Annotated in this window: 20 protein-coding genes; 13 read left to right on the top strand and 7 right to left on the bottom strand. The window is 68.1% G+C overall.

Annotated features, from left to right (window positions below):
• Positions 1–176: 176 nt before the first annotated feature.
• The 4 genes from PHC73_RS01865 to PHC73_RS01880 are packed head-to-tail and all read right to left on the bottom strand — an operon-like array spanning position 177 to position 3,051.
• Positions 177–1,187: a ketopantoate reductase family protein gene (locus PHC73_RS01865; protein ID WP_300123865.1), complete on the bottom strand. Its 1,011-nt coding sequence runs from the start codon at positions 1,185–1,187 to the stop codon at positions 177–179.
• Positions 1,187–1,681 (bottom strand): SRPBCC family protein, encoded by a 495-nt coding sequence (locus PHC73_RS01870; protein WP_300123866.1) that lies wholly within the window; start codon positions 1,679–1,681, stop codon positions 1,187–1,189. The genes PHC73_RS01865 and PHC73_RS01870 overlap by 1 nt, the downstream gene beginning before the upstream one ends.
• A 27-nt stretch (positions 1,682–1,708) precedes the next feature.
• Positions 1,709–2,578: an FAD binding domain-containing protein gene (locus PHC73_RS01875; protein ID WP_300123867.1), complete on the bottom strand. Its 870-nt coding sequence runs from the start codon at positions 2,576–2,578 to the stop codon at positions 1,709–1,711.
• Positions 2,575–3,051, bottom strand: a complete 477-nt coding sequence (locus PHC73_RS01880; RefSeq protein WP_300123868.1) for a (2Fe-2S)-binding protein — start codon at positions 3,049–3,051, stop codon at positions 2,575–2,577. The genes PHC73_RS01875 and PHC73_RS01880 overlap by 4 nt, the downstream gene beginning before the upstream one ends.
• 93 nt (positions 3,052–3,144) lie before the next feature.
• On the opposite strand from PHC73_RS01880, the gene PHC73_RS01885 reads away from it, so the two are divergent.
• The 10 genes from PHC73_RS01885 to PHC73_RS01930 all read left to right on the top strand — a co-directional run bounded on the left by PHC73_RS01885 (position 3,145) and on the right by PHC73_RS01930 (position 12,517).
• Entirely contained in the window at positions 3,145–5,394 is a 2,250-nt protein-coding gene (locus PHC73_RS01885) for a xanthine dehydrogenase family protein molybdopterin-binding subunit (protein ID WP_300123869.1), read from the top strand.
• A 17-nt stretch (positions 5,395–5,411) separates the two neighbouring features.
• Positions 5,412–5,696: a DUF1330 domain-containing protein gene (locus tag PHC73_RS01890; RefSeq protein ID WP_300123870.1), complete on the top strand. Its 285-nt coding sequence runs from the start codon at positions 5,412–5,414 to the stop codon at positions 5,694–5,696.
• Between the two features lie 20 nt (positions 5,697–5,716).
• Positions 5,717–6,691, top strand: coding sequence for a dihydrodipicolinate synthase family protein (locus PHC73_RS01895; protein ID WP_300123871.1), 975 nt, complete (start codon positions 5,717–5,719; stop codon positions 6,689–6,691).
• A 263-nt stretch (positions 6,692–6,954) separates the two neighbouring features.
• On the top strand, positions 6,955–7,560 hold the full coding sequence (locus PHC73_RS01900) for a hypothetical protein (protein WP_300123872.1): 606 nt from the start codon (positions 6,955–6,957) through the stop codon (positions 7,558–7,560).
• An 80-nt stretch (positions 7,561–7,640) separates the two neighbouring features.
• Positions 7,641–8,252, top strand: coding sequence for a DUF502 domain-containing protein (locus tag PHC73_RS01905; RefSeq protein ID WP_300123873.1), 612 nt, complete (start codon positions 7,641–7,643; stop codon positions 8,250–8,252).
• 127 nt (positions 8,253–8,379) lie between these two features.
• Positions 8,380–9,174, top strand: a complete 795-nt coding sequence (locus PHC73_RS01910) for an SDR family oxidoreductase (RefSeq protein WP_300123874.1) — start codon at positions 8,380–8,382, stop codon at positions 9,172–9,174.
• A 33-nt stretch (positions 9,175–9,207) separates the two neighbouring features.
• Positions 9,208–9,651 carry a universal stress protein gene (locus PHC73_RS01915; protein WP_300123875.1) on the top strand — a complete coding sequence of 148 codons (444 nt, stop codon included), beginning with the start codon at positions 9,208–9,210 and terminating at the stop codon, positions 9,649–9,651.
• Positions 9,648–10,259 carry a glutathione S-transferase family protein gene (locus PHC73_RS01920; protein ID WP_300123876.1) on the top strand — a complete coding sequence of 204 codons (612 nt, stop codon included), beginning with the start codon at positions 9,648–9,650 and terminating at the stop codon, positions 10,257–10,259. Before PHC73_RS01915 ends, PHC73_RS01920 begins: the two co-directional genes overlap by 4 nt.
• Positions 10,260–10,493: 234 nt before the next feature.
• Complete coding sequence (locus PHC73_RS01925; RefSeq protein WP_300123877.1) at positions 10,494–11,363, top strand: SDR family oxidoreductase; 870 nt, start codon at positions 10,494–10,496, stop codon at positions 11,361–11,363.
• 17 nt (positions 11,364–11,380) lie between these two features.
• The gene (locus tag PHC73_RS01930; protein ID WP_300123878.1) at positions 11,381–12,517 is read left to right on the top strand and encodes an amidohydrolase family protein; all 1,137 of its coding nucleotides are present in this window, start codon (positions 11,381–11,383) and stop codon (positions 12,515–12,517) included.
• A 48-nt stretch (positions 12,518–12,565) separates the two neighbouring features.
• Here the strand turns inward: PHC73_RS01930 and PHC73_RS01935 are convergent, their stop codons facing one another.
• The 3 genes from PHC73_RS01935 to PHC73_RS01945 form a co-directional block, all read right to left on the bottom strand.
• Positions 12,566–13,558: an amidohydrolase family protein gene (locus PHC73_RS01935; protein WP_300123879.1), complete on the bottom strand. Its 993-nt coding sequence runs from the start codon at positions 13,556–13,558 to the stop codon at positions 12,566–12,568.
• A 27-nt stretch (positions 13,559–13,585) separates the two neighbouring features.
• The gene (locus tag PHC73_RS01940; protein ID WP_300123880.1) at positions 13,586–14,086 is read right to left on the bottom strand and encodes a disulfide bond formation protein B; all 501 of its coding nucleotides are present in this window, start codon (positions 14,084–14,086) and stop codon (positions 13,586–13,588) included.
• Between the two features lie 76 nt (positions 14,087–14,162).
• Positions 14,163–14,741 (bottom strand): superoxide dismutase, encoded by a 579-nt coding sequence (locus PHC73_RS01945; protein WP_300123881.1) that lies wholly within the window; start codon positions 14,739–14,741, stop codon positions 14,163–14,165.
• A 354-nt stretch (positions 14,742–15,095) separates the two neighbouring features.
• On the opposite strand from PHC73_RS01945, the gene gltB reads away from it, so the two are divergent.
• The 3 genes from gltB to PHC73_RS01960 all read left to right on the top strand — a co-directional run.
• A complete protein-coding gene (gltB, locus tag PHC73_RS01950; RefSeq protein WP_300123882.1) occupies positions 15,096–19,556 on the top strand; it encodes a glutamate synthase large subunit in 4,461 nt (1,486 codons plus the stop codon).
• 44 nt (positions 19,557–19,600) lie between these two features.
• Positions 19,601–21,031: an FAD-dependent oxidoreductase gene (locus PHC73_RS01955; protein WP_366949777.1), complete on the top strand. Its 1,431-nt coding sequence runs from the start codon at positions 19,601–19,603 to the stop codon at positions 21,029–21,031.
• Positions 21,032–21,044: 13 nt separating this feature from the next.
• On the top strand, positions 21,045–21,538 hold a 494-nt coding region (locus tag PHC73_RS01960), incomplete at its 3' end, for a uroporphyrinogen decarboxylase family protein (RefSeq protein WP_366949778.1).

Below are 21,538 nucleotides of genomic sequence, written 5' to 3' on the forward strand. Positions count from 1 at the left end.
ATGCGGTTCGTGCCTCAGCGCATCCTACGCGGGCTGATCGCATTCCAGCGAGCGGGTGGGCAAAGGCCGCAGGGCCGCGCCCACGAGGTGACCCATTCTTCGAACGCAAGGCCAAGGTGTTTACGGCCATTCCGCGTGGGCACGCTACGCTTTGCCCCCTACCGGCGGGCGCGGCATCAACTCAAGTACGTATCCAACGTCTTGATGATCCGATATGCCGCCGTCAGGGTCGGCACGGGCACATTCAATTCCTTTCCCTTGTCGATCAGCGGTTTGATGATCCAGTCGACTTCGGTCTTTTTGCCGCGGCGGACGTCTTCGTGCATGGAGGTGGTGCCGCGGTAGCCCTGGGCCTGCATGCCGCGGCCGAGTTCCATCATCATCTCGACGGCGGCGTCGAAGTCTTCGACGGCGTCGAGTTCCTTGAGCTTGGAGACGGGCGCGTAGAAGTTCTGCGGCGTGTAGCCCATGGCCTTGTACACGGCCAGTGCGTCGCGGCCCACCTGCACGTAATGGGCGGCGCCCTCGGGCACTACCAGGCCATCCGGGTAGGCGAGGTCCTTGCCGCCGGCAAGGCAGCTCACGGACCACGCCGCCGCGCCGCAGATCTGCGTGAGTTTTTCCCACAGCACCTGGCGGATGTTGGTGACGGCTTTTGTCCCCATGCCGGCGCGGTTGAAGGCGTCGGCGAGCGCCTCGACGCGCGGCGTGAGCGTGCCGTCCAGCTCGCCGACGTAGTTGGTGGTGGGGATGGTCAAGCCGTTGTGCACGTGGCCGGGCTCGACCATGTGCCCGGCCTCGATGGTGGAGAAGCCGATCACGCGGGCGGGGTCGCCGAGCCACCGGGCGAGGATTTCTTCCTTGACCACGTTGTTCTGGAACGACAGCGCGGTCTTGATGCGGTCTTTGAGGCAGTTGGCGCCTTCGAGCGCGGCGTCGGTGTCCTTGCCCTTGACGCCGAGGATCAGGTAGTCGAACTCGCCCTCGGCGTCCCTGGGATCGGCCACGGCGGTGAGTGGTTCGCGGATGACGTGCTCGCCGCGGATGCCGGTGAGCTTGAGGCCGTGTTTGCGAATGGCTTCGGCATGCGCCGGGCGGGCGATCAGCGTCACTTCCACGCCGGCCAGCGCCAGCACGGCGCCGAATACCGAGCCGAGGCCCCCGGCGCCGAGGATGGCTATACGCATCACTGATCTCCTTGCGTCGAGTTTGAGTTCGCGTCCGGCGCGGTACCGGCATCGCCAAGCCGCTGGCCGAGGTTTTCGGTGAACTCGCGCAGCACCTGCTCGGTTTTTTTGCGCACCACCGGCTGGCCGAACTCGCCGAGCTTGCCCAGGATGTGCGTGTCGCTGTGCAGGTACAGCTCGCTGCCGTCGGCGTGCTCGGTCACGATGAGCGTGGCGCGGCTCTTGATCTGCCCCGGCACGCGGCGGTCCTTGGCCTCGCCCAGAAAGCGCAGCGTGCGCGTGGTCGCATCCAGCAGTTCCACGGTCACCAGGCCGCCGAGTTCGAGCGCGATCGGCCCGACCTTGATGCGCAGCGCGCCGGTGTAGCGGTTGTCTTCCTCGCGCGCCACGCGCACCACGCCGTGGATGCACAGCGTGACGGTTTCGATGTCTTCGAGCGCCGCCCACACGGTGTCGACCGGGGCGGGCAGGCTGGAGCGGAATTCGAATTCCATGCGGGGTCCGGGGTCCGGGGTGCGGGGTCAGGCGCGCGTGGCGCGGGCGGCGGCTTCGGCGAGTGCGCGGCGGGTGAACACGACCGCCATGTCGCGCTTGTAGGCGGCGCTGCCGCGAAGATCATCGAGCGGATCGATGGCGTCGCGCACCAATTCTGCCGCGGTGGCGATGGTCTGTGGGGTGGGCGCTTCACCGACCAGCGCGTTGCCGGCCGCCTCGGCCAGAACCGGAATCGGCGCCGCCGAGCCGATGCCGACCCGCGCCTGCGTCACCTTGCCATCGCCATCCAGAGCCACCAGCGCGGCCACCGACACGGCGGCGTAGTCGTCCGCGCTGCGCGGCAGGAATTTGTGGTAAGACCAGCCGCTGCCGGCCGGCGGCGGCGGGGCGGTGACTTCGGTCAGCACTTCGTCGGGCGCCAAATTCGTCGTGTAGAAGTCCTCGAAGAACTCCGCCGCCGGAATCTGCCGCATGCCACGCGCCGAGCGCGCGTGCAGCGTGGCGCCGAGCAGCTTCCACACCGCCGGCGCGTCCATGGCCGGGTCGGCGTGAGCCAAGCCGCCGCCGACGGTGGCGGACATACGGATGCGCACCGTCGCCACGCGGCCGTAGGCCGCCGCCAGCAGCGGCTGGGCGCGCTGCACGGCGGGGTCGGTTTCCATGCGCCGATGACGCACGAAGGCGCCGGCGCGGATGCCGGTGTCGTCCACTGTCAGGCCGTCCAGTCCCGGCACGCGCTGCAGGCTGACCAGCACCGCCGGTTGCACTAGTTCCTGCTTCATGAGGTTCAGCAGACCGGTGCCGCCGGCCAGCAGTTTGGCGTCGCTGCCGTATTCGGAAAGCAGTGCGCACACGCCGTCGAGACTGTCCGGCGCCTTGAAGTCGAAGCCCCTCATGGCGTATCTCCGGCGGCCGCCTGGATGGACCGCACGATGCCGTAGTAGCCGGTGCAGCGGCACAGGTTGCTCATCATCCAGTTCTTGATGGCGACTTCATCGGGGTGCGGGTCGGTTTCGAGCAGCGCCTGCGCGGCCAGCAGCTGGCCCGGCGTGCAGATGCCGCACTGAAAGCCGCCGTGCTCGATGAAGGCGCGCTGGATGGGTTTCAGCTCCTCGCGCCCGGCGAGGCCCTCGACCGTGACGACCTCGGCACCGTTGGCCATGGCGGCGAGCGTGAGGCACGAACTGACCAGCCGGCCGTTGAGGCGCACCGTACAGGCCCCGCACACGCCGACGCTACAGCCTTCCTTGGTGCCGGTCAGGCCCACGTCGTAGCGCAGAAAATCCACCAGCAGCCGGTTGGCGGGCACCTCGCCCTGCCAGGGCTCACCGTTGATGTGCAGTGACAGCGTCACCGTGGGGTCGGGCATCGGCCTCCTCCTTGCTGATCGTTTGGTCGGCGTTTTGGCCATGATAATGTGCCAGCGGACCCTTTGAACCGAACAAGAGCGAGGAGCGAATCCATGGCGCACAAATTCGTCGGCCGGCCCACCGCCCGCATGGAGGGGCCGGACAAGGTGACCGGCACCGCGCGCTACGCCGCCGACTACGTGCTGCCCGGCATGGCCTGGGGCCGCATCCTACGCAGCCCCTACGCGCACGCGCGCATCGTGAGCATCGACACCTCGGCGGCCAAGGCGCTGCCCGGCGTGTACGCGGTGCTGACCGGCAGGGAGCATCCCTACTACGCCGGGCGCGCCATCCGCGACCACGCCGTGCTGGCGGTGGACACGGTGCGTTTCGTGGGCGATCGCGTCGCGGCGGTGGCGGCCGCAACGCGCGAGCTGGCCGAGCAGGCGCTGTCGCTGATCGAGGTCGAGTACGAGGAGCTGCCGGCGGTGTTCGACGTGGACGCCGCGCTCGCCCCGGATGCGCCGTGCGTGCATGCCGATCCCAAGTCCTACGCCGGCGCCTTCACGCATCCTGAGGAGCCCAAGCTGCCGAACGTGTGCGCCTACATGCGCTGGCAGCACGGCGATCTCGACGCCGGTTTCGCGGCGGCCGAGCAGGTGTTCGAGCACACCTTCCACACGCCGACCGAGCACCACGGCTACATCGAGCCGCACGCCGTGCTCGCCGACGTGCGCCCGGACGGCCGCGCCGAGGTGTGGGCGTCCAACAAGAGCCCGTACATGCTGCGCGCGCAGCTCGCCGCCTGCTTTGGTGTGGAGGGCGCCGGCATCAAGCTGCACAACCTGCACATCGGCGGCGACTTCGGCGGCAAGGGCTCGCAGATGGAGGCGCCGGTGGCGTATCTGCTGTCGCGCGAGGCCGGCCGGCCGGTGAAGCTGGTGATGAGCTACACCGAGGAGCTGATGGCCGCCAACGCGCGCCACGCCGCGCGCGTCGACATCAAAACCGGCGTCAAGCGCGACGGCACCATCACCGCCATGCGCGTCGATATCAAGTTCAACGGCGGCGCCTACGGTGCCTACAAGCCGATGCCGAACCTGAACCTGCACGGCGCCGACCAGGCGGCGAGCTGCTACCGCGTGCCGGCCATCGACATCCACAGCACCATCGTCTACACCAACACCATCCCGGGCGGGCACATGCGCAGCCCCGGTTGCCCGCAGACCACGTTCGCGGTGGAGGCGCAGTTCGACCTCATCGCCCGCGCGCTGCGCATGGACCCGGCCGAGTTCCGCCGCCGCAACGTGCTGCGCCCGGGCGATGCCTCGCCGACCGGCGTGCACTGGCCCACCGTGCGCGCGGCCGAGACGCTGGAGGCGGCGCTGCGCGAGTCGGGCTACTTCGAGCGCCGCGGCCGGGAGCCGAACGTCGGCTTCGGCATCGCCATGTACGAGCGCGGCGTGGTGGGGGGCGATTCGAGCTGTGCGCTGGAGCTTTCCGCCGACGGCGAGGTGACGGTGGTGCTGCCCATCGGTGACCCCGGCCAGGGCACCTTCACGGCGGTGCAGCAGTTCGTCGGCGAGGCGCTCGACATGCCGCCGGCGAAGGTGCGCATCCGCATCGCCGACACCGACGAGCTGCCGTTCGATTTCGGCGTCGGCGGTTGCCGCACCACCTACGCGGTCGGCCAGACGGTGATGAACGCCATCGCGGCGCTGCGCGAAAAACTTGCGCCGGTCGCCGCCCGGGCGCTCGGCTGTGCCCCGCAGGTGCTGGCGTGGGAGGGCGGGCAGGTGAGCGCGGGTGGGCAGGCGCTCGGGCTGACTGAACTCGCCAAGCTGGCCGGCGAGCCGGTGCGGGCGCAGGTGTATCAGAAAATCGGCCTGTTCCCGGAGCAGCCGGACACCAACTTCACCGCCCAGGTGGCCGAGGTGGCGGTCGACCCCGAAACCGGCCAGGTCACCGTGCGCCGCATCACCAGCGCCCACGACGTCGGCACCATCGTGAACCCGGTGGCGCACCAGGGCCAGATCGAGGGCGCCATGCTGATGGGGCTTGGATTTGCGCTGATGTCCGAGCACCGCATGGAGGACGGCCGGCCGCTGGCGCTGCATCTGGGCGATTACAAGATCCCGTGCATCGCCGATATCCCGGAACTCAAGACCGTGCTGCTGGAGCGGCCCGAAGGCCCCGGCCCCTTCAACTGCGGACCCATCGCCGAGGCCGCCAACGTGCCGGCGCCGGCGGCCATCGCCAACGCCGTGGCCGACGCCATCGGCGCGCCCATCATGCAGCTGCCGGTGAGCGCCGAGCGGGTGTATGGCCTGATCCAGAACACCCGCCGTCCCCAGGCGGCCTGACGGCGAGCGATCACACCATGGCCGTGCTCATGATCTCCACCCAGCGCGTCAAGGACTGGGATCTGCTGGCCGAGTACCGCAAGGGCGCCGGCCCCATCGTGCGCCGCCACGGCGGCGAGCTGCTCGGGCGCAGCAACGCGCCGGACTGCCTGCACGGCGAGGCGGTCGACTCGGTGGTGGTGTTCCGTTTCCCGGACCGCGCCGCGGTCGACGCCTGGCTGGCCGATCCCGACTACCAGCCGCTGAAGCAAATCCGCGATCAGGCCGCCGACATGAGCCTGATTCTCATAGATGCCGTTTAATTACCTGTAAGGAGCGAAAAATGGCGAGCAAACTGCCGTTCACCAAATCCGAAGCCAAAGCCTGGGCCAAGGCGACCATCCGCGACTGGTACGACTGCCCGTGCACGCCGTTCAAGCCGGACGACAGCCTCGACGAGGAGGGCCTGCGGCGCAACGTCGAGTACTTCATCGACATCGGCGAGAGCGGTCTGGTGATGGGCGGCTTCGTCGCCGAGTGCTGGAACACCTCAGTCACCGAGTGGATGCGTTATCACCAGGTGGTGGCCGAGGCCGCCGCCGGGCGCGTGCCGCTGCACACCATCATCTTCGACCAGAGCGTCCACCAGGCGATGGAGAAGCTGAACTACGTCGAGCAGCTCGGCTATGTGGCGGCCGAGGTGATCACGCCCATCGTGCAGCTGCGCTCGGACCAGGAGATCTACGACTACTTCAAGTACCTGGCCGATCATTCGAATCTGGCGCTGTTGTTCTACCGTTCGATGGTGGCGGGGCATTTGATCAGCCTCGACCTGTCGCGGCGGTTGTCGGAGATTCCGTCCTACGTCGGCATGAAGCAGGGCAGCATGAACCACGACGACACGCTCAAGCTGCGGCGCATGGTGTCGGACGATTTCATCGTCTCGGACCCGTTCGAGAACCATTGGCTGAACGACCTGCGGGCCGGCGGGCAGGTCATCTACGGCGCCTTTGCGCACATCCTGTACGGCAAAAAACGTGGCTTGCTCGAGCAGTACACGGCGCTGGCGCGCGCCGGCAAGTGGGATGAGGCATACACGCTGTCGCAGCAGCTGCAGCCGGTGCGGGATTTTTACGACGAGATCATGTTCGCGCCGCTGTCCGGCAACTTCACCTACGCCACCACGCTCGGCAACCTCAAGGTCTGCTACGAGGCGCTCGGCATGGCCGGCGGCGTGATGCGCTCGCCGATCCGCCAGGTGACGCCGGAAAAACGCGAGTGGATTCGCGGCCGCATGCAGGAGCTCGGCATCGTCTGAGAGCTTGTGAATTTTTCAAGCTCCGAGGCCGGCTAGGGATGGCCGGACGCGAATCGAGCCCGCAAGGGCTTGATTCGCGGGAGCCCGTCCGGGCATGTACCGGACGGGCGACGCAAGAAATGCGCAGGACGCGCATTTCTTCACAAACCCTGAGCCGCCGGCGCGTGGTGCGGCCGCACCGCAGCGAAAAAAACTGGACCAGAATTTTTCGGCGTCTGCGGCAGCGGCGACAATGGCGCTGCCATTTCCAGCCGGAAAAAGCCGTGTCCCGATTCGATGAACTTCGTGCGCGCATGTGGGAGCTCGAGCAGGAGCTCGAGCTCGAGGCCGAGCGCCTGCGCGCCGAGTGTGCGCAGCGCCTGGCGGACGGCGGCGAGCGTCTGCGCTCCGGTCACAAGGCCATGCGTCAGCGGCTGCTGCCGTACTTGCTCGGCGCCCGCCCGGCGCATGTGCTGACCGCGCCGGTGATCTACGGCCTCATCGTGCCGCTGGCGCTGCTCGACTTGGCCCTGACCGTCTACCAGCAAGTGTGCTTTCGGGCCTGGGGCATCGAGCGCGTGCGGCGCCGGGAGTTTTTCGCCTTCGACCGCCACCGTCTGGGCTACCTCAATCTCATCGAAAAGCTCAACTGCGATTACTGCGCCTACGCCAACGGCCTGATCGCCTACGCGCGCGAAGTGGCCGGGCGCACCGAGCAGTACTGGTGCCCGGTGCGGCACGCCGCGCGCATGAGTGCGCCGCATCGTCATTACCGGCAATTCGTGCCGTACGGCGATGCCGAGGCGTATCGGCGCGAGCTGCCCATCCTGCGCCGCCGGCTGCGCGGTGACCGACCGCCGCCCGATCCGGGGCAGGATGGCCCGACCTGAAAACGGTGGCGTGAACCATTGATTGACCGTGGCGCGGGTGCTGCCGATGTGGGGGATTTTTGGGTGGGGAACACGTTGACATGATGCGGGCGCTGCGCAACATCTTGCTCAAGGGACTGGCCACCGTGTTGCCGCTGGCGGTCACCGTGTACCTGCTGTGGTGGCTGGCGAGCGCCGGCGAGGCGGTGCTGGGCGCCGCTTTGCGTCTTGTTCTGCCGGCTGGCTGGTACCTGCCGGGCATGGGTCTGGTGGCGGCCGTGGTGCTGGTGTTCGTGGCCGGTCTGATGACCGATGCCTGGATGTTCGCCAGCGTGGTGCGTCTGACCGAACGCCTGCTCGAACGCATCCCGATCGTCAAGACCGTGTTCGGCGGCGTGCGCGATCTGTTCGCGTTCGTCAGCGGCGGCGGGCAGGAAGGCTTGGCGCGTGCGGTGTACGTGGCGCTGGCACCGGACATCGGCCTGATCGGCTTCGTCACGCGCGAGGATGTGGACGGTCTTGCTCCGCCCGATCAGCGGGCCGGCCGGGTGGCCGTCTACCTGCCCATGAGCTATCAGATCGGCGGTTACACGCTGTTGGTGCCGCGCGAGCGCGTCACGCCGCTCGACATCCCGGCCCAGGAGGCGCTGCGCCTGATCCTGACCGCCGGCGTCGCGGCGCCACCGCGCGGCGGAAAAGCCCCGCCAGCGTAAGACGATGCCGAATGCGCCGTGCTTGCTGCCGTCGCTGCATTGCAACACACTGCCACGGGTTGCTTGCTGGTAGGCGCTGGCGGTGGCGTGCACATAAGTTTTCAACCCCAACGCCCGGAGGAGTAACGTGGACCTGGGTTATGTGGACACGAGCGTGGTCGTCACCGGTGGTGCGTCCAACATCGGCCGCGCCATCGCGCTCGGCTTTGCCGCCGAGGGGGCGCGGGTGACCATCGGCGACATCGACGCCGGGCAGGCCGAGCGCGTCGCCGAGCAGGCGCGCGTCCGCGGCGGGCAGGCGCAGGCCGTGGCCACCGACGTGACCGACTTCGGTCAGGTGCAGCGCCTGTTCGCGGCGGCCGAGTCGGCGCACGGGCCGGTCAAGGTGCTGGTCAACGCCGTCGGCTGGGATCGGCTGATGTTTTTCACCGAGACCACGCCGGAGTTCTGGGACCAGATCATCCGCATCAATTTCGTCGGTGTGCTGAACTGCACGCGCGTGGCTCTGGACGGCATGCTCAAATCCGGCGGCGGCGCCATCGTGTCGATCAGCTCGGACGCCAGCCGCCAGGGGGAGCCGCGCGAGGCGGTGTACGGCGGCGTGAAGGCGGCCGTCAACAGTTTCATGAAGACCATCGCCAGGGAAAACGGCCGCTTTGGCGTGCGCTGCAACGTGGTCTGCCCCGGCGTCACCATTCCGGACGATCCGGCCGAGGTCGGCGAACGCAGCATGTGGGCCCAAAAGGGCGCCATGTTCAGCGACGAGCAGCTCGAGAAGGTCGCCAAGGCCTTGCCGCTGAAGAAGATCGGCAAACCGCAGGACATCGCCAACGCGGTACTGTTTCTGGCCTCGGACCGCGTGGCAGGTCACATCACCGGCCAGGTGCTGTCGGTCAGCGGCGGTTACTCGATGGTTGGTTGATTATTTGTTATCGCAAAACAAAAGGATTTGACGATGCACAGTTTGCTTGCACCCAAGACCATCATGGTGCCGTTGACCACCGAGCGGCCGGCACGGCTGGCGCTGCGCGCCGCCGGTCAGATGGCCCGCCAGCTCGGCAGCCGATTGATCCTGGCCTATGTGTCGCCGGAGCCGGGTCACATGGAGCAGGTGGGTTTTCGTGTCGAAACCATCGATGAAATTCGCGACCGCCTCGAAGGCGCGCTCGGCGACATCATCAAAGAGGAGCTCGGTGACCTGCCGCACGAGGCGGTGGCGCGGGTGGACGATCCGGCCGACGGCATCGTCACGCTGGCGCGCATGCACGGCGTCGACCTGATCGTGCTCGAGACCCGACCGCGCTCGTTGCTGGAGCGGGTATTCAAGCCATCGGTGTCGGCCAAGGTGGTGCAGCACGCGCCGTGCGCGGTGCTGGTGCTGCCGGAAACCACCGCGTGAAGATTTACGAGGACCGCGCCGCGCCCAATCCGCGGCGCGTGCGGGTGTTCCTGGCCGAGAAAGGCATCGCCGACGTCGAGTTCGTGCCGGTCGGCATCGCCGACGGCGGCATCCTTGCGCCCGAGTTCCGGCGCCGCAACCCGTTGGCGCAGGTGCCGGTGCTGGAGCTCGACGACGGCAGCTGCCTGAGTGATTCCCTGGCGATTTGCCGTTATTTCGAATACCTGCAGCCGGAACCGAACCTGTTCGGCGCGCCCGGCCTCGACGCGGCGCGGGTCGAGATGTGGAACCGGCGCATGGAGTTCGAGATTTTCTGGCCCATCGCCAGCGTGTTCCGGCACCTGCATCCGTTCTTCAAGGGCAAGCACCCGCAGGTGCCGGAATTCGGCGAAGTGTCGCGCGCACACGCCTTCAAGCGGCTGGACTGGCTGGATGCGGAGCTCGCCGACGGGCGGCCGTTCATTGCCGGCGAGCGCTACACCGTGGCCGACATCACCGCCCTGTGTGGCATCGACTTCGGCCGTGTCAGCGGCATCCGCATCGGCGAGCGGCCGCATTTGGCGCGCTGGTACGCGGCGGTTTCGGGGCGGCCCAGCGCCAAGGCCTGATCGGCGCTTGCCGGGCGGCCGGCGCCGCACGGGCCATCGATCAAGCACTTTCCGTGCTGGATCGATGCGCAAGCCATTACTGGCTTGCCTTGGCGGGCCATTGACAGAGAATTTTTCAAGCGCCTGCTAAAATAACCAAACGAACGATCACTAAGAGTGGCGCGTGAGGCACGATGACCGTGCACGGCCACCCGATCGGCCACGGATGGCTCGCCGCGTCGTGAGGAGACTTCCGTGTTCGATGACCTGTCCGCCCGCACATCCTTCGGACTGGATGACCACGCGCTGCGGGCCCGCCCCACGGTGTTCCGCGCCGACCTGTTCGCCGGCCAAACCGTTCTGGTCACCGGTGGCGGCAGCGGCATCGGCAAGGCGATCGCGGTGCTGTTTGCGCGGTTAGGGGCGTCGGTGATGATCTGCGGGCGTCGGCCGCAGCCGCTCGCGGACACACTGTCGCTGCTGCGCGATCTGGGCGCCGACGCCGACGCGCAGGCCATGACCATCCGCGATCCCGCACAAGTCGAGGCGCTGATCGAGCGCACTTGGCAGCGCTTCGGGCGGCTGGATGTGCTGATCAATAACGCCGGCGGGCAGTTCGCGCAGCCGGCGCTGGACCTGAGTCCGCGCGGCTGGAACGCGGTGGTGGACACCAACCTCAACGGCACCTGGTACGTGACGCAGGCCGCGGCGCGCGCCTGGCGCGAGCACGACGTGCCGGGCAACGTGATCAGCATCGTGCTCGACAACTTTCGCGGCATGCCCAGCATCGCGCACTCGAGCGCCGCGCGCGCGGCGGTGATGAACCTCGCCCGCACGCTGGCGGTGGAGTGGGCGCCGCACCGCATCCGCGTCAATTGCGTGGCGCCGGGCGCCATCGAGAGCACCGGCTTCGCCCAGTATCCCCGCGAGCGCCTGAACCGGTTCTACAACGCCAACCCCATGCGCGTGCTCGGCGACGTGTTCGACGTCGCCGAGGCCTGTGTGTATCTCGCCAGTCCCGCCGGCAAGTTCATCACCGGCGAGACGCTGGTGGTGGACGGCGGCGGGCGCCTGTGGGGCGAGACCTGGCTGTCCGAGCGTCCCGCGCATTTCGATCCTGTCTGAACGAGGAGAAACCGAACATGGCCGAAACCACCTACCAGGGACCGCTGCTGTCCGCCGACTCGCACGTGGTCGAGCCGCGCGACCTGTGGCTGACGCGCATGGATGCGAAGTGGCGCGAGCGGGCACCGCGCATCGAGACCCTCGACGGACTCGGCGACAGCATGATCGTGGAGGGCCTGAAGCCCCGGCCGCTGGCCTTCGAGGGGCCGATGATCGAGTTCAAGGCGCGCGGCGTGGAGATTCCCAAGATCACCGACTTCCGCTACGAGGACACGCGGCCGGGCGGCTGCGACCCGGATGCGCGTCTGAAGGATCAAGATCTCGACGGCGTCGTCGGCGAAGTGATCTATCCGGGCGTGGGTTTGTTCGTATGTGACACGCCGGATGCCGCCTATGAGCTCGCGGTGTGTCAGGTTTACAACGACTGGCTGGCCGAATTTTGCAGTGCGCACCCGGCGCGTCTGAAAGGCGTGGCCCTGTTGCCCGGCAAGGGGCCGATCGAGGCCATCGTCGCCGAGGCCGAGCGCGCCGTCGGCAGGCTGGGTTTGGCGGCGGTCATGCTGCCGGCCACCAACACCGCGCAGCCCTACAACCAGCCGGTGTGGGATGGTCTGTGGGGGCGGTTGCAGGAGATGGGCGTGGTGGCAACGTTCCATTTGGGCGGCACCCGCTTTCCCGAGCACATCCGCGGGCCCGGCGCGAGCGGCGCGCTGGTCTGCGGCAGTAAGTTCCAGCAGCTTGCCGAACCGCTGAACCTGGTCATCTGGGGCGGCGCGCCGATGCGCTTTCCGCGCATGAAGTGGTCGCTGGTCGAGGGCGGCATCGGCTGGATCGCCGCCGTGCTGGATCTCATGGACCACTGGTGGCACGATCACAAGGGCTGGATGAAGCCGCGCCTGGAAGAGGAGCCCAGCACCTACTTCCGGCGCAATTTCTTCGCCACCTTCGAGGACGACCGCGCCGGCGTGCGCACGCGCGACATCATCGGCGTCGACAACATCATGTGGGGCTCGGACTACCCGCACACCGAGGGCGTGTGGCCGTTCTCGCGCCGGCAGGTGGGCCGCGACTTCGCCGGCTGCCCGGCGGACGAGACGCGCAAGATGGTGTACGAGAACGTGGCGCGGGTGTTCGGGTTCCCGCTGGCGGCCTGAGGTGCCGACGCCCGGCCGGTTCCGGCCTGCCGGGCGTCGTGAGGACGGTTACAGCTTCAGCAGGCGCGTGAGATTGCCGGCGTAGATCGCCGCCTTCTCGGCCGGCGGAATCGGCAGCGCGTCGATGCTGAAAATCGTGTCCGACGTGAACAGCGCGCCGCCCTTGGTATCGAACGGCGTGTCGGTGCCGAACAGCAGCTTGTCGGCGCCAAAGAACGCATACGCCGCGTGCATGCCGCCGACCGAACCCATCACCGCCGTGTCGTTGTAGAACATGCGGTAGTACTCGATGAGCGGCTTTTGCAGGCGGCTCATGGCGTCACCCATCTGCCCCAGCGCCTCGAACAGCGGGTACACGTACTCGATGCGCTTGTCGAAGTAGGGAATCATCGCCCCGGCGTGGTGGGTGATGATCTTCAGGTTCGGGTGGCGGTCCAGCACGCCCGAGAAGATCAGGCGCGTCATCGCCAGACTGGTCTCGAACGGCCAGCCGAAGATCTGCCACATGGCGTACTTCGAGTGGTCCTCGTCGACGTAGTCGGGGCGCATCGGCGTGCGCGCCGGGTGCAGCCAGATCGGCAGGTCGAGTTCCGCCATCAGGGCATAGAACGGCATGAACTGCGGCGCGTCGATGGCACGGCCCTGGCAGTTGCTGTAGATCAGGATGCCTTTCATGCCGAGCTGCTTGATGGCCCGCTCGGCCTCGCGCACGGCGGCGTCCATGTTGTTCATGGCGATCGTGCCGACCGCTAGAAACCGATCCGGGCGCTGGGCGGCCATCTCGGCGATGGCGTCGTTGGCGACGCTGGCCAGTTCCGCGGCGAGCGTGGGGTCGGTTACCACTTCCTCGATGGGCGGGGTGGCGATGGTCAGCACCTGCCGGTCGACGCCGAGCCGGTCCATCATTTCCAGACGTGGCCGGATGTCGACCATTTCGGGAATCTTGTTGGGCAGGTCACCGAGGTAGAAATCCTGCAACGCAGCGCTCAGGCGCTCGATATAGGGCTTCGGCATCACGTGCGTGAAGCAGTCGATTTTCATGGGTTCTCCTCCTGGCTTGAATGTCGGTTAGTTGGAATCGGTTCGCCGCGACGGGCGCAACAAAAGGTAAACCGACAGGCCGGCCAGCAGCGCAAACCACACCAGCGCCCAGGCGGCGATGCCCAGGCCCAAAAACTGCCAGGCGTTCTCGGCGCACTCGCCGGAGCCGCGCAGCACCATGGCCAGCGTCTTGCCAAGCGGGAAGTTCTGGACCATGTAATCGAGCCCCGGCCCGCAAGCGGGCACCCGGTCGGCCGGCAGCGACTGCAGCCATACCTGCCGGCCGGCCACGCCGGCGCCGGCCAAGGCGGCCAGCAGGCCGAGCCCGGCCAGCAGGCGGGTGCCGAGGGTGCCGGGTCCGAGCAGGGCGCCGAGCAGGGCGACGATGCCGAACGCCAGGAACGCCAGACGCTGCAGCACGCACAGCGGACATGGCTCGAGGCCTTGGGCGAACTGTAGGTAGTAACCGAAGCCGAGCAGGCCGGCGCAGGTCGCCGCACCCAGGGCAAACCACGATCGGGAGCTCATGCGGGCCTCTGTAAACCGGTGGGGACAGACACGGCACGGGGCGCCGCAGCGCCCCGTGCCGTCGGTGGCTTTCGGATCAGCCGAAATTGCGGGCCACGAAATCCCAGTTCACCAGGTTCCAGAAGTTCTCCACGTACTTGGCGCGCAGGTTCCGGTAGTCGATGTAATACGCGTGTTCCCATACGTCGCAGGTCAGCAGCGGTGTCTGGCCGGCGGTCAGCGGGCAGCCGGCGTTACTGGTGCTGACCACTTCGAGACCGCCGCTGGCGTTTTTCACCAGCCAGCCCCAGCCGGAGCCGAAGGTGCCGATGGCGGTCTGGCTGAATTTTTCCTTGAAAGCGTCGAATGAGCCGAATGCCTGGTCGATGGCGGCCGCCAGCGCGCCGGTCGGCTTGCCGCCGGCGTTCGGCGCCAGGCAATTCCAATAAAAGGTGTGGTTCCAGATTTGCGCGGCGTTGTTGAACACGCCGCCGCTGGACTTGCGCACGATGTCTTCGAGCGACAGGTTCTCGAACTCGGTGCCCGGAATCAGCTTGTTCAGGTTGTCGACGTAGGTCTTGTGGTGCTTGCCGTGGTGGTACTCCAGGGTTTCCCTGGAAATGTGCGGCTCGAGCGCGTCGATGGCGTAGGGCAAGGGGGGCAGCTCGTGGATCATGGGGAGTCCTCGTTGCGCAAAATGGACGCGGCGAGCGCCGGTCCGGGGTTGGGGGATGCCGTGCGGCATGCAGGCCGGCACGGGCCTTGCAATCAAGTCATTGACAGGGCCGATGCAGTCTAGCAGGTTGCCATACTGCTGCCCGGCCGTGAGCGGTGTCCGTGCGCGCGGGTGCGGGCATGCACATTTGTGGGGCATGGTCCGGCCGGTTAAAATCACCGGTTCGTCCACGGCCGGCTGGCGGGGTTCGGCCGGTCGCCCTGCAGGGCTTGTCATGGCATGTTCAGCTTTGACCTGCAAGCCGTTGTCCAGAAAGCACCCGTCCCGGTGCCGATACCAGAGACCTCAGACCCAGTGAGCACGCAACCCGACCTTTCCAACACGCTGTACCGGGAGCGCTTCGAGCGCGACAACTGCGGTTTCGGCCTGATTGCCCACATGGACGGCGAGGCGTCGCACGAACTGGTGACGATGGCCATCCGCTCGCTGGCGCGCATGACGCACCGCGGCGCGATTGCCGCCGACGGCAAGACCGGTGACGGCTGCGGCCTGTTGATCCGCAAGCCGGACGCGTTCTTGCGCGCCGTGGCCGCCGCGGCCGGCATGGGTATCGGCGAGAACTACGCGGTCGGCGCCGTGTTCCTGAATCGTGACCCGGCGCTGGCGCAACAGGCGCGTGAGGTGCTGACTGCCGAACTCATCAGCGAGGGCCTGGGCGTGGCCGGCTGGCGGCAGGTGCCGGTGGACCCGGATGCCTGCGGCGAGCAGGCGCTGGCCATGTTGCCGCGCATCGAGCATCTGTTCGTGACCGCGCCGCACACGCTCACCGACGAGGATTTCAACCGGCGCCTGTATTTCGCCCGCCGGCGCGCCGAAAAGCGCCTGGAGCCGAACGACACCGAGTTCTACGTCACCAGCCTGTCGTGCCATGTCATGGTCTACAAGGGCCTGGTGATGCCGGACCGGCTGCCGCAGTTCTACCCGGACCTCGGCGACCCGCGCTTCGCCTCCAGCGTGTGCGTGTACCACCAGCGCTTTTCCACCAACACCTGGCCGCGCTGGCAGCTGGCGCAGCCGTTCCGGTACCTGGCCCACAACGGCGAGATCAACACGCTCGAGGGCAACCGCTACTGGGCCATCGCCCGCGGGCACAAGTTCGCAAGTCCGCTGTTCCCGGACGTCGAGGACATCCTGCCGCTGGTGTCGACCTGGGGTTCGGACTCGATGAGCCTGGACAACATGCTCGACGTGCTGCTGTCCGGCGGCATGGACGTGTTCCGCGCCATGCGCCTGATGATTCCGCCGGCCTGGCAGCACGTGCCCGGCATGGACCCGGACCTGCGGGCGTTCTACGAGTACCACGGCATGATCATGGAGCCGTGGGACGGGCCGGCCGGCATCGTGCTGACCGACGGCCGCTACGCCGCCTGCACCATGGACCGCAACGGCCTGCGCCCGGCGCGCTGGGTGGTGACGCGCGATCGCATCATCACGCTGGCGTCCGAGATCGGCGTGCGCGACTACGCGCCCGAGGACGTGGTGGCCAGCGGCCGGCTGATGCCGGGGCAGATGATCGCCGCCGACACCGAGACCGGCGAGCTGCTGCTGCCGGCCGACATCGACGAGCGCCTGAAGCGCCGCCAGCCGTACCGGCGCTGGCTGCAGCGCCACGTGCGGCGCCTGGATGAGATCGAGAACGGCGGCTTCAAGCCCGAAGCCCTGGCCGGCGACGACCTCAAGGCCCAGCAAAAACTGTTCGGCCTGAGCTACGAGGAGCGCGAGCGGGTGCTGCGCGTGCTGGCCGTGGACGGCCAGGAGGCGATCGGCTCTATGGGCGACGACGCGCCGATGGCGGTGCTGTCCGACAAGCCGCGCTCGCTGTACGACTACTTCCGCCAGTCGTTCGCGCAGGTCACCAACCCGCCGATCGATCCGCTGCGCGAAACCATCGTGATGTCGCTCAGCACCAGCTTCGGGCGCAATCACAACGTGTTCGAGGAGACGCCGGACCACACCCGGCGCCTGGTCACCGCCAGCCCGGTGCTCAGTCGCGACACCTTCGAGCGCCTGTGCTCGGTCTACGAGGCCGACTACCCGCACGTGGTGATCGACCTGTCGTACCCGCGTCCGGCGGCCGGGCAAAGCGGCCTCAAGGCGGCCGTCGAGCGCATCTGTGAGCAGGCCGAGGCGGCGGTGCGCCAGGGCAAGGTGATCATCGTGCTGAGCGACCGCAGCGCCTCGCCGCAGCGCCTGCCGGTGCCGGCGCCGATGGCGACCGGCGCCGTGCACCACCACCTGACGCGCCTTGAGCTGCGTTCGGATGCCAACCTGGTGGTCGAGACGGCGAGCGCGCGCGACCCGCACCATTTCGCGGTGCTGCTGGGCCTGGGCGCGACGGCGGTGTACCCGTACCTGGCCTACGCCACTATCGCCGAACTGCTGGGCCCGGAAGGCGCCGAGCGCGGCTGCGCCGCGTTTGCCGCCGGCATCAACAAGGGCCTGCTCAAGATCATGTCCAAGATGGGCATCTCGATCCTGCCGAGCTATCGCGGCGCGCAGCTGTTCGAGGCCATCGGCCTGCACGCGGACGTCATCCGGCTGTGCTTCGAGGGCGTGGTCAGCCGCCTGCAGGGGGCGACCTTCGAAGACATCGAGGCGGACCTGCTGGCGCTGGCGGATGCCGCCGCACAGGCCCGCAAGCCGCTGGCGCAGGGCGGCTTGTTCAACTACGTACACGGCGGCGAGTACCACGCCTACAACCCGGACGTGGTGCGGGCGCTGATCGCCTGCGCGCGCAGCGGCGACTACGAGGACTACAAGGTGTTCGCGCGGCTGGTCAACGAGCGCCCGCCAGCGACGCTGCGCGACCTGCTGCATTTCAAGCCCCGGCGCGCCATCCCGCTCGACGAAGTGGAGCCGATCGAGGCCATCACGGCGCGTTTCGACTGCGCCGGCATGTCGCTGGGCGCGCTGTCGCCGGAGGCGCACGAGGCGCTGGCGATCGCCATGAACCGCCTGGGAGGACGCAGCAACTCCGGCGAGGGCGGCGAGGACCCGGCCCGCTACGGCACCGAGCGCACCTCCAAGATCAAGCAGGTGGCGTCCGGCCGCTTCGGCGTGACGCCGCACTACCTGGTCAACGCCGAGGTGCTGCAGATCAAGATCGCCCAGGGCGCCAAGCCCGGCGAGGGCGGCCAGCTGCCCGGCAACAAGGTGGACGAGCTGATCGCCCGCCTGCGCTACACCATGCCCGGGGTGGCGCTGATCTCGCCGCCGCCGCACCACGACATTTACTCCATCGAGGACCTGGCGCAGCTGATTTTCGACTTGAAGCAGGTCAACCCGCAGGCGCTGGTGTCGGTCAAGCTGGTGGCGCAGGCCGGCGTCGGCACGGTGGCGGCCGGCGTGGCCAAGGCCTACGCGGACCTGATCACCATTTCCGGCTACGACGGCGGCACCGGCGCCAGCCCGCTGACGTCGGTGAAATACGCCGGCATCCCCTTCGAGATCGGGCTGGCCGAGACGCACCAGGCGCTGCTGGCCAACAAGCTGCGCGAGAAGGTGCGCGTGCAGGCCGACGGCGGCCTCAAGACCGGCCTCGACGTGGTCAAGGCCGCCATGCTGGGCGCCGAGAGCTTCGGTTTCGGCACCGCGCCGATGATCGCGCTCGGCTGCAAGTATTTGCGCATCTGTCACCTGAACAACTGCGCCACCGGCGTGGCCACGCAGAACGAAACCCTGCGCCGCGAGCACTTCGTCGGCCTGCCGGACATGGTCGAGAACTACCTGCGCTTCGTGGCGCAGGAGACGCGCGAGTGGCTGGCGGCGCTCGGCGTGCGCAGCATCGAGGAACTCATCGGCCGCAGCGACCTGCTGCAGCCGGCTGCCGGGCGCACCGCCAAGCAGCGGCACCTGGACCTGAAGCCGCTGCTCGGCGGCAGCGGTCTCAAGGTCGAGGGCAAGCACTACTGCACGGTCGCCTGCAACGAGCCCTACGACAAGGGTGAACTCGCCGAGCAGATGGTGGCCGACGCGCTCGACGCCATCGAGCACGCCCGCGGCGGCATCTTCCATTACGACATCCGCAACACCCACCGCTCGATCGGTGCCCGCCTGTCGGGCGAGATCGCCCGTCGCTGGGGCAACCACGGCATGGAGCACGCGCCGATCACCGTCAAGCTGCGCGGCCACGCCGGGCAGAGCCTGGGCGTGTGGAATGCGGGCGGTCTGCACCTGCTGCTGGAAGGCGACGCCAACGACTACGTCGGCAAGGGCATGGCCGGCGGCAAGATCGTGCTGTCTCCGCCGCGCGCCAGCCGCCTGCAGGGGAACCTGACCACCATCATGGGCAACACCTGCCTGTATGGCGCCACCGGCGGCAAGCTGTTCGCGGCCGGCCAGGCCGGCGAGCGCTTCGCGGTGCGCAACTCGGGCGCCATCGCGGTGGTCGAGGGCGTGGGCGACCACGGCTGCGAGTACATGACCGGTGGCGTGGTGGTGGTGCTGGGGCCGACCGGCGTCAATTTCGGCGCCGGCATGACCGGCGGACTGGCCTTCGTCTACGATCCCGACAACCGCCTGCCCGAGCGCTACAACCCCGAGCTGGTGGAGCTGCACCGCATCAACACCGAGGACACGGCCATCTGCGTCGGCTTCCTGCGCGGTCTGATTCGCGAGCACGCCCTGGAGACGCACAGCGACTGGGGCCAGCAGATTCTCGACAACCTGCCCGATCTGCGCGGCAGGTTCTGGCTGGTGAAGCCGCAGGCCCGCGAGCTGGCCGTGCTGCTCGATGCCGTGCGCGCGCCGCGCTGAGCGGCCTCGTCACCCAACCCGACATCCAGAGCGAGCACCGCACCATGGCCGCCGCCCCCAAGCCCCGCAAGAATCCGCTGCAGTTCCTGGAAGTGCCGCGCCAGCTCGACAAGCTGCCGGCCGCGCAGCGCATCCGTCATTTCAACGAGATTTACGTGCCGTTCGACGCCGCGCAGGCGGCGCGCCAGGCCGGCCGCTGCGTGGATTGCGGCAATCCATACTGCGAATGGCAGTGCCCGGTGCACAACTTCATCCCCGACTGGCTCAAGCTGGTGCAGGAGGGCAAGATTCTGGAGGCGGCCGAGCTGTCCAACCAGACCAACTCGCTGCCGGAAATCTGCGGGCGCATCTGCCCGCAGGACCGCCTGTGCGAGGGCGCCTGCACCATGAACGACGGCCTAGGGGCGGTCACCATCGGCGCCATCGAAAAGTACATCACCGAAGAGGCGTTCAAGCTCGGCTGGAAGCCGGACCTGTCGCGCGTGGTGCCGACCGGCAAGCGCGTGGCGGTGGTGGGAGCAGGTCCGGCCGGGCTCGCCTGCGCGGACGTGCTCACGCGCGCCGGTGTGGCGGTGACGGTATTCGACCGCTACCCCGAGATCGGCGGCCTGCTGACGTTCGGCATCCCGGGCTTCAAGCTCGAAAAACACGTCGTGCAGCGCCGGCGAGCCATTTTCGAAGGCATGGGGATCGAGTTCCGCCTGGGTGTGGAGGTCGGCCGGGACATCGGCTTCGACAGCCTGCTTGCCGAGTACGACGCCGTGTTCCTGGGTATGGGCACCTACAAGTTCGTCGAGGGCGGCTTTCCGGGTGAGCAGCTGCCGGGTGTGACGCCGGCGCTGCCGTACCTGGTCGCCAATGCCCGCCGCCAGCTCGGCTTCGAGCGTGACCCGGCCGAGTACATCGACCTTGCCGGCAAGCGCGTGGTGGTGCTGGGTGGTGGCGACACCGCCATGGATTGCAACCGCACCGCCATCCGCCAGGGGGCGGCCGAGGTCGTCTGCGCCTACCGGCGCGACGAGCGCAACATGCCGGGATCGCGCACCGAGGTCGGCAACGCCAAGGACGAGGGCGTGCAGTTCCTGTGGAATCGCCAGCCGCTCGAAATCGTCGCCGGCCCCGACGGCCGTGCCTGCGGCGTGAAGCTGGTCACCACCGAGCTTGGCCCGCCGGACGCCAAGGGCCGCCGCCAGCCGCAGCCCATCCCCGGCAGCGAAGAGGTGGTGCCGGCCGATGCGGTGATCATCGCCTTCGGTTTCCGGCCGAATCCGCCGGGCTGGTTCGAGGCGGCCGGCATCGCCACCGACGCCGGCGGGCGCGTGCACGCGCCCGCCAAGGCCAGGCTGGCGCATCAGACCAGCAACCCCAAGGTGTTCGCCGGCGGCGACATGGTGCGCGGTGCGGACCTGGTGGTGACCGCCGTCTACGACGGCCGCCAGGCCGCCGAAGGCATCCTGCAGTTCCTGGGTGTTTGAGGCGGTGGCGAGCCTGCCAGCGCTGCAAAACGACCGCCTGCTGCGCGCCCTGCGCCGGGAGCCGGTGGATCGCACGCCGGTGTGGATCATGCGCCAGGCCGGCCGCTACCTGCCCGAATACCGCGCCACCCGCGCGCGGGCCGGCAGTTTCCTGAACCTCATGCGCAGCCCCGAGCTGGCGACGGAAGTCACGCTGCAGCCGCTGGCGCGCTTCGATCTCGACGCCGCCATTCTGTTCTCGGACATCCTCACCATCCCGGACGCGCTGGGTCTGGGCCTCCACTTTGTGGAGGGCGAGGGCCCGCGCTTCGAGCGGCCGGTGCGCAGCGCTGCCGACATCGACGCGCTGCGCCTGCCGGATGTGGAAACCGCGCTGCCTTATGTGTTCGACACCGTGCGCATGCTGCGCCGGGAACTGGCCGGCCGGGTGCCGCTGATCGGTTTTGCCGGCAGCCCGTGGACGCTCGCCTGCTACATGGTGGAAGGCGGCGGCAGCGACGATTTCCG

This window comes from Immundisolibacter sp. (assembly GCF_028696615.1).
Lineage (GTDB): Bacteria > Pseudomonadota > Gammaproteobacteria > Immundisolibacterales > Immundisolibacteraceae > Immundisolibacter.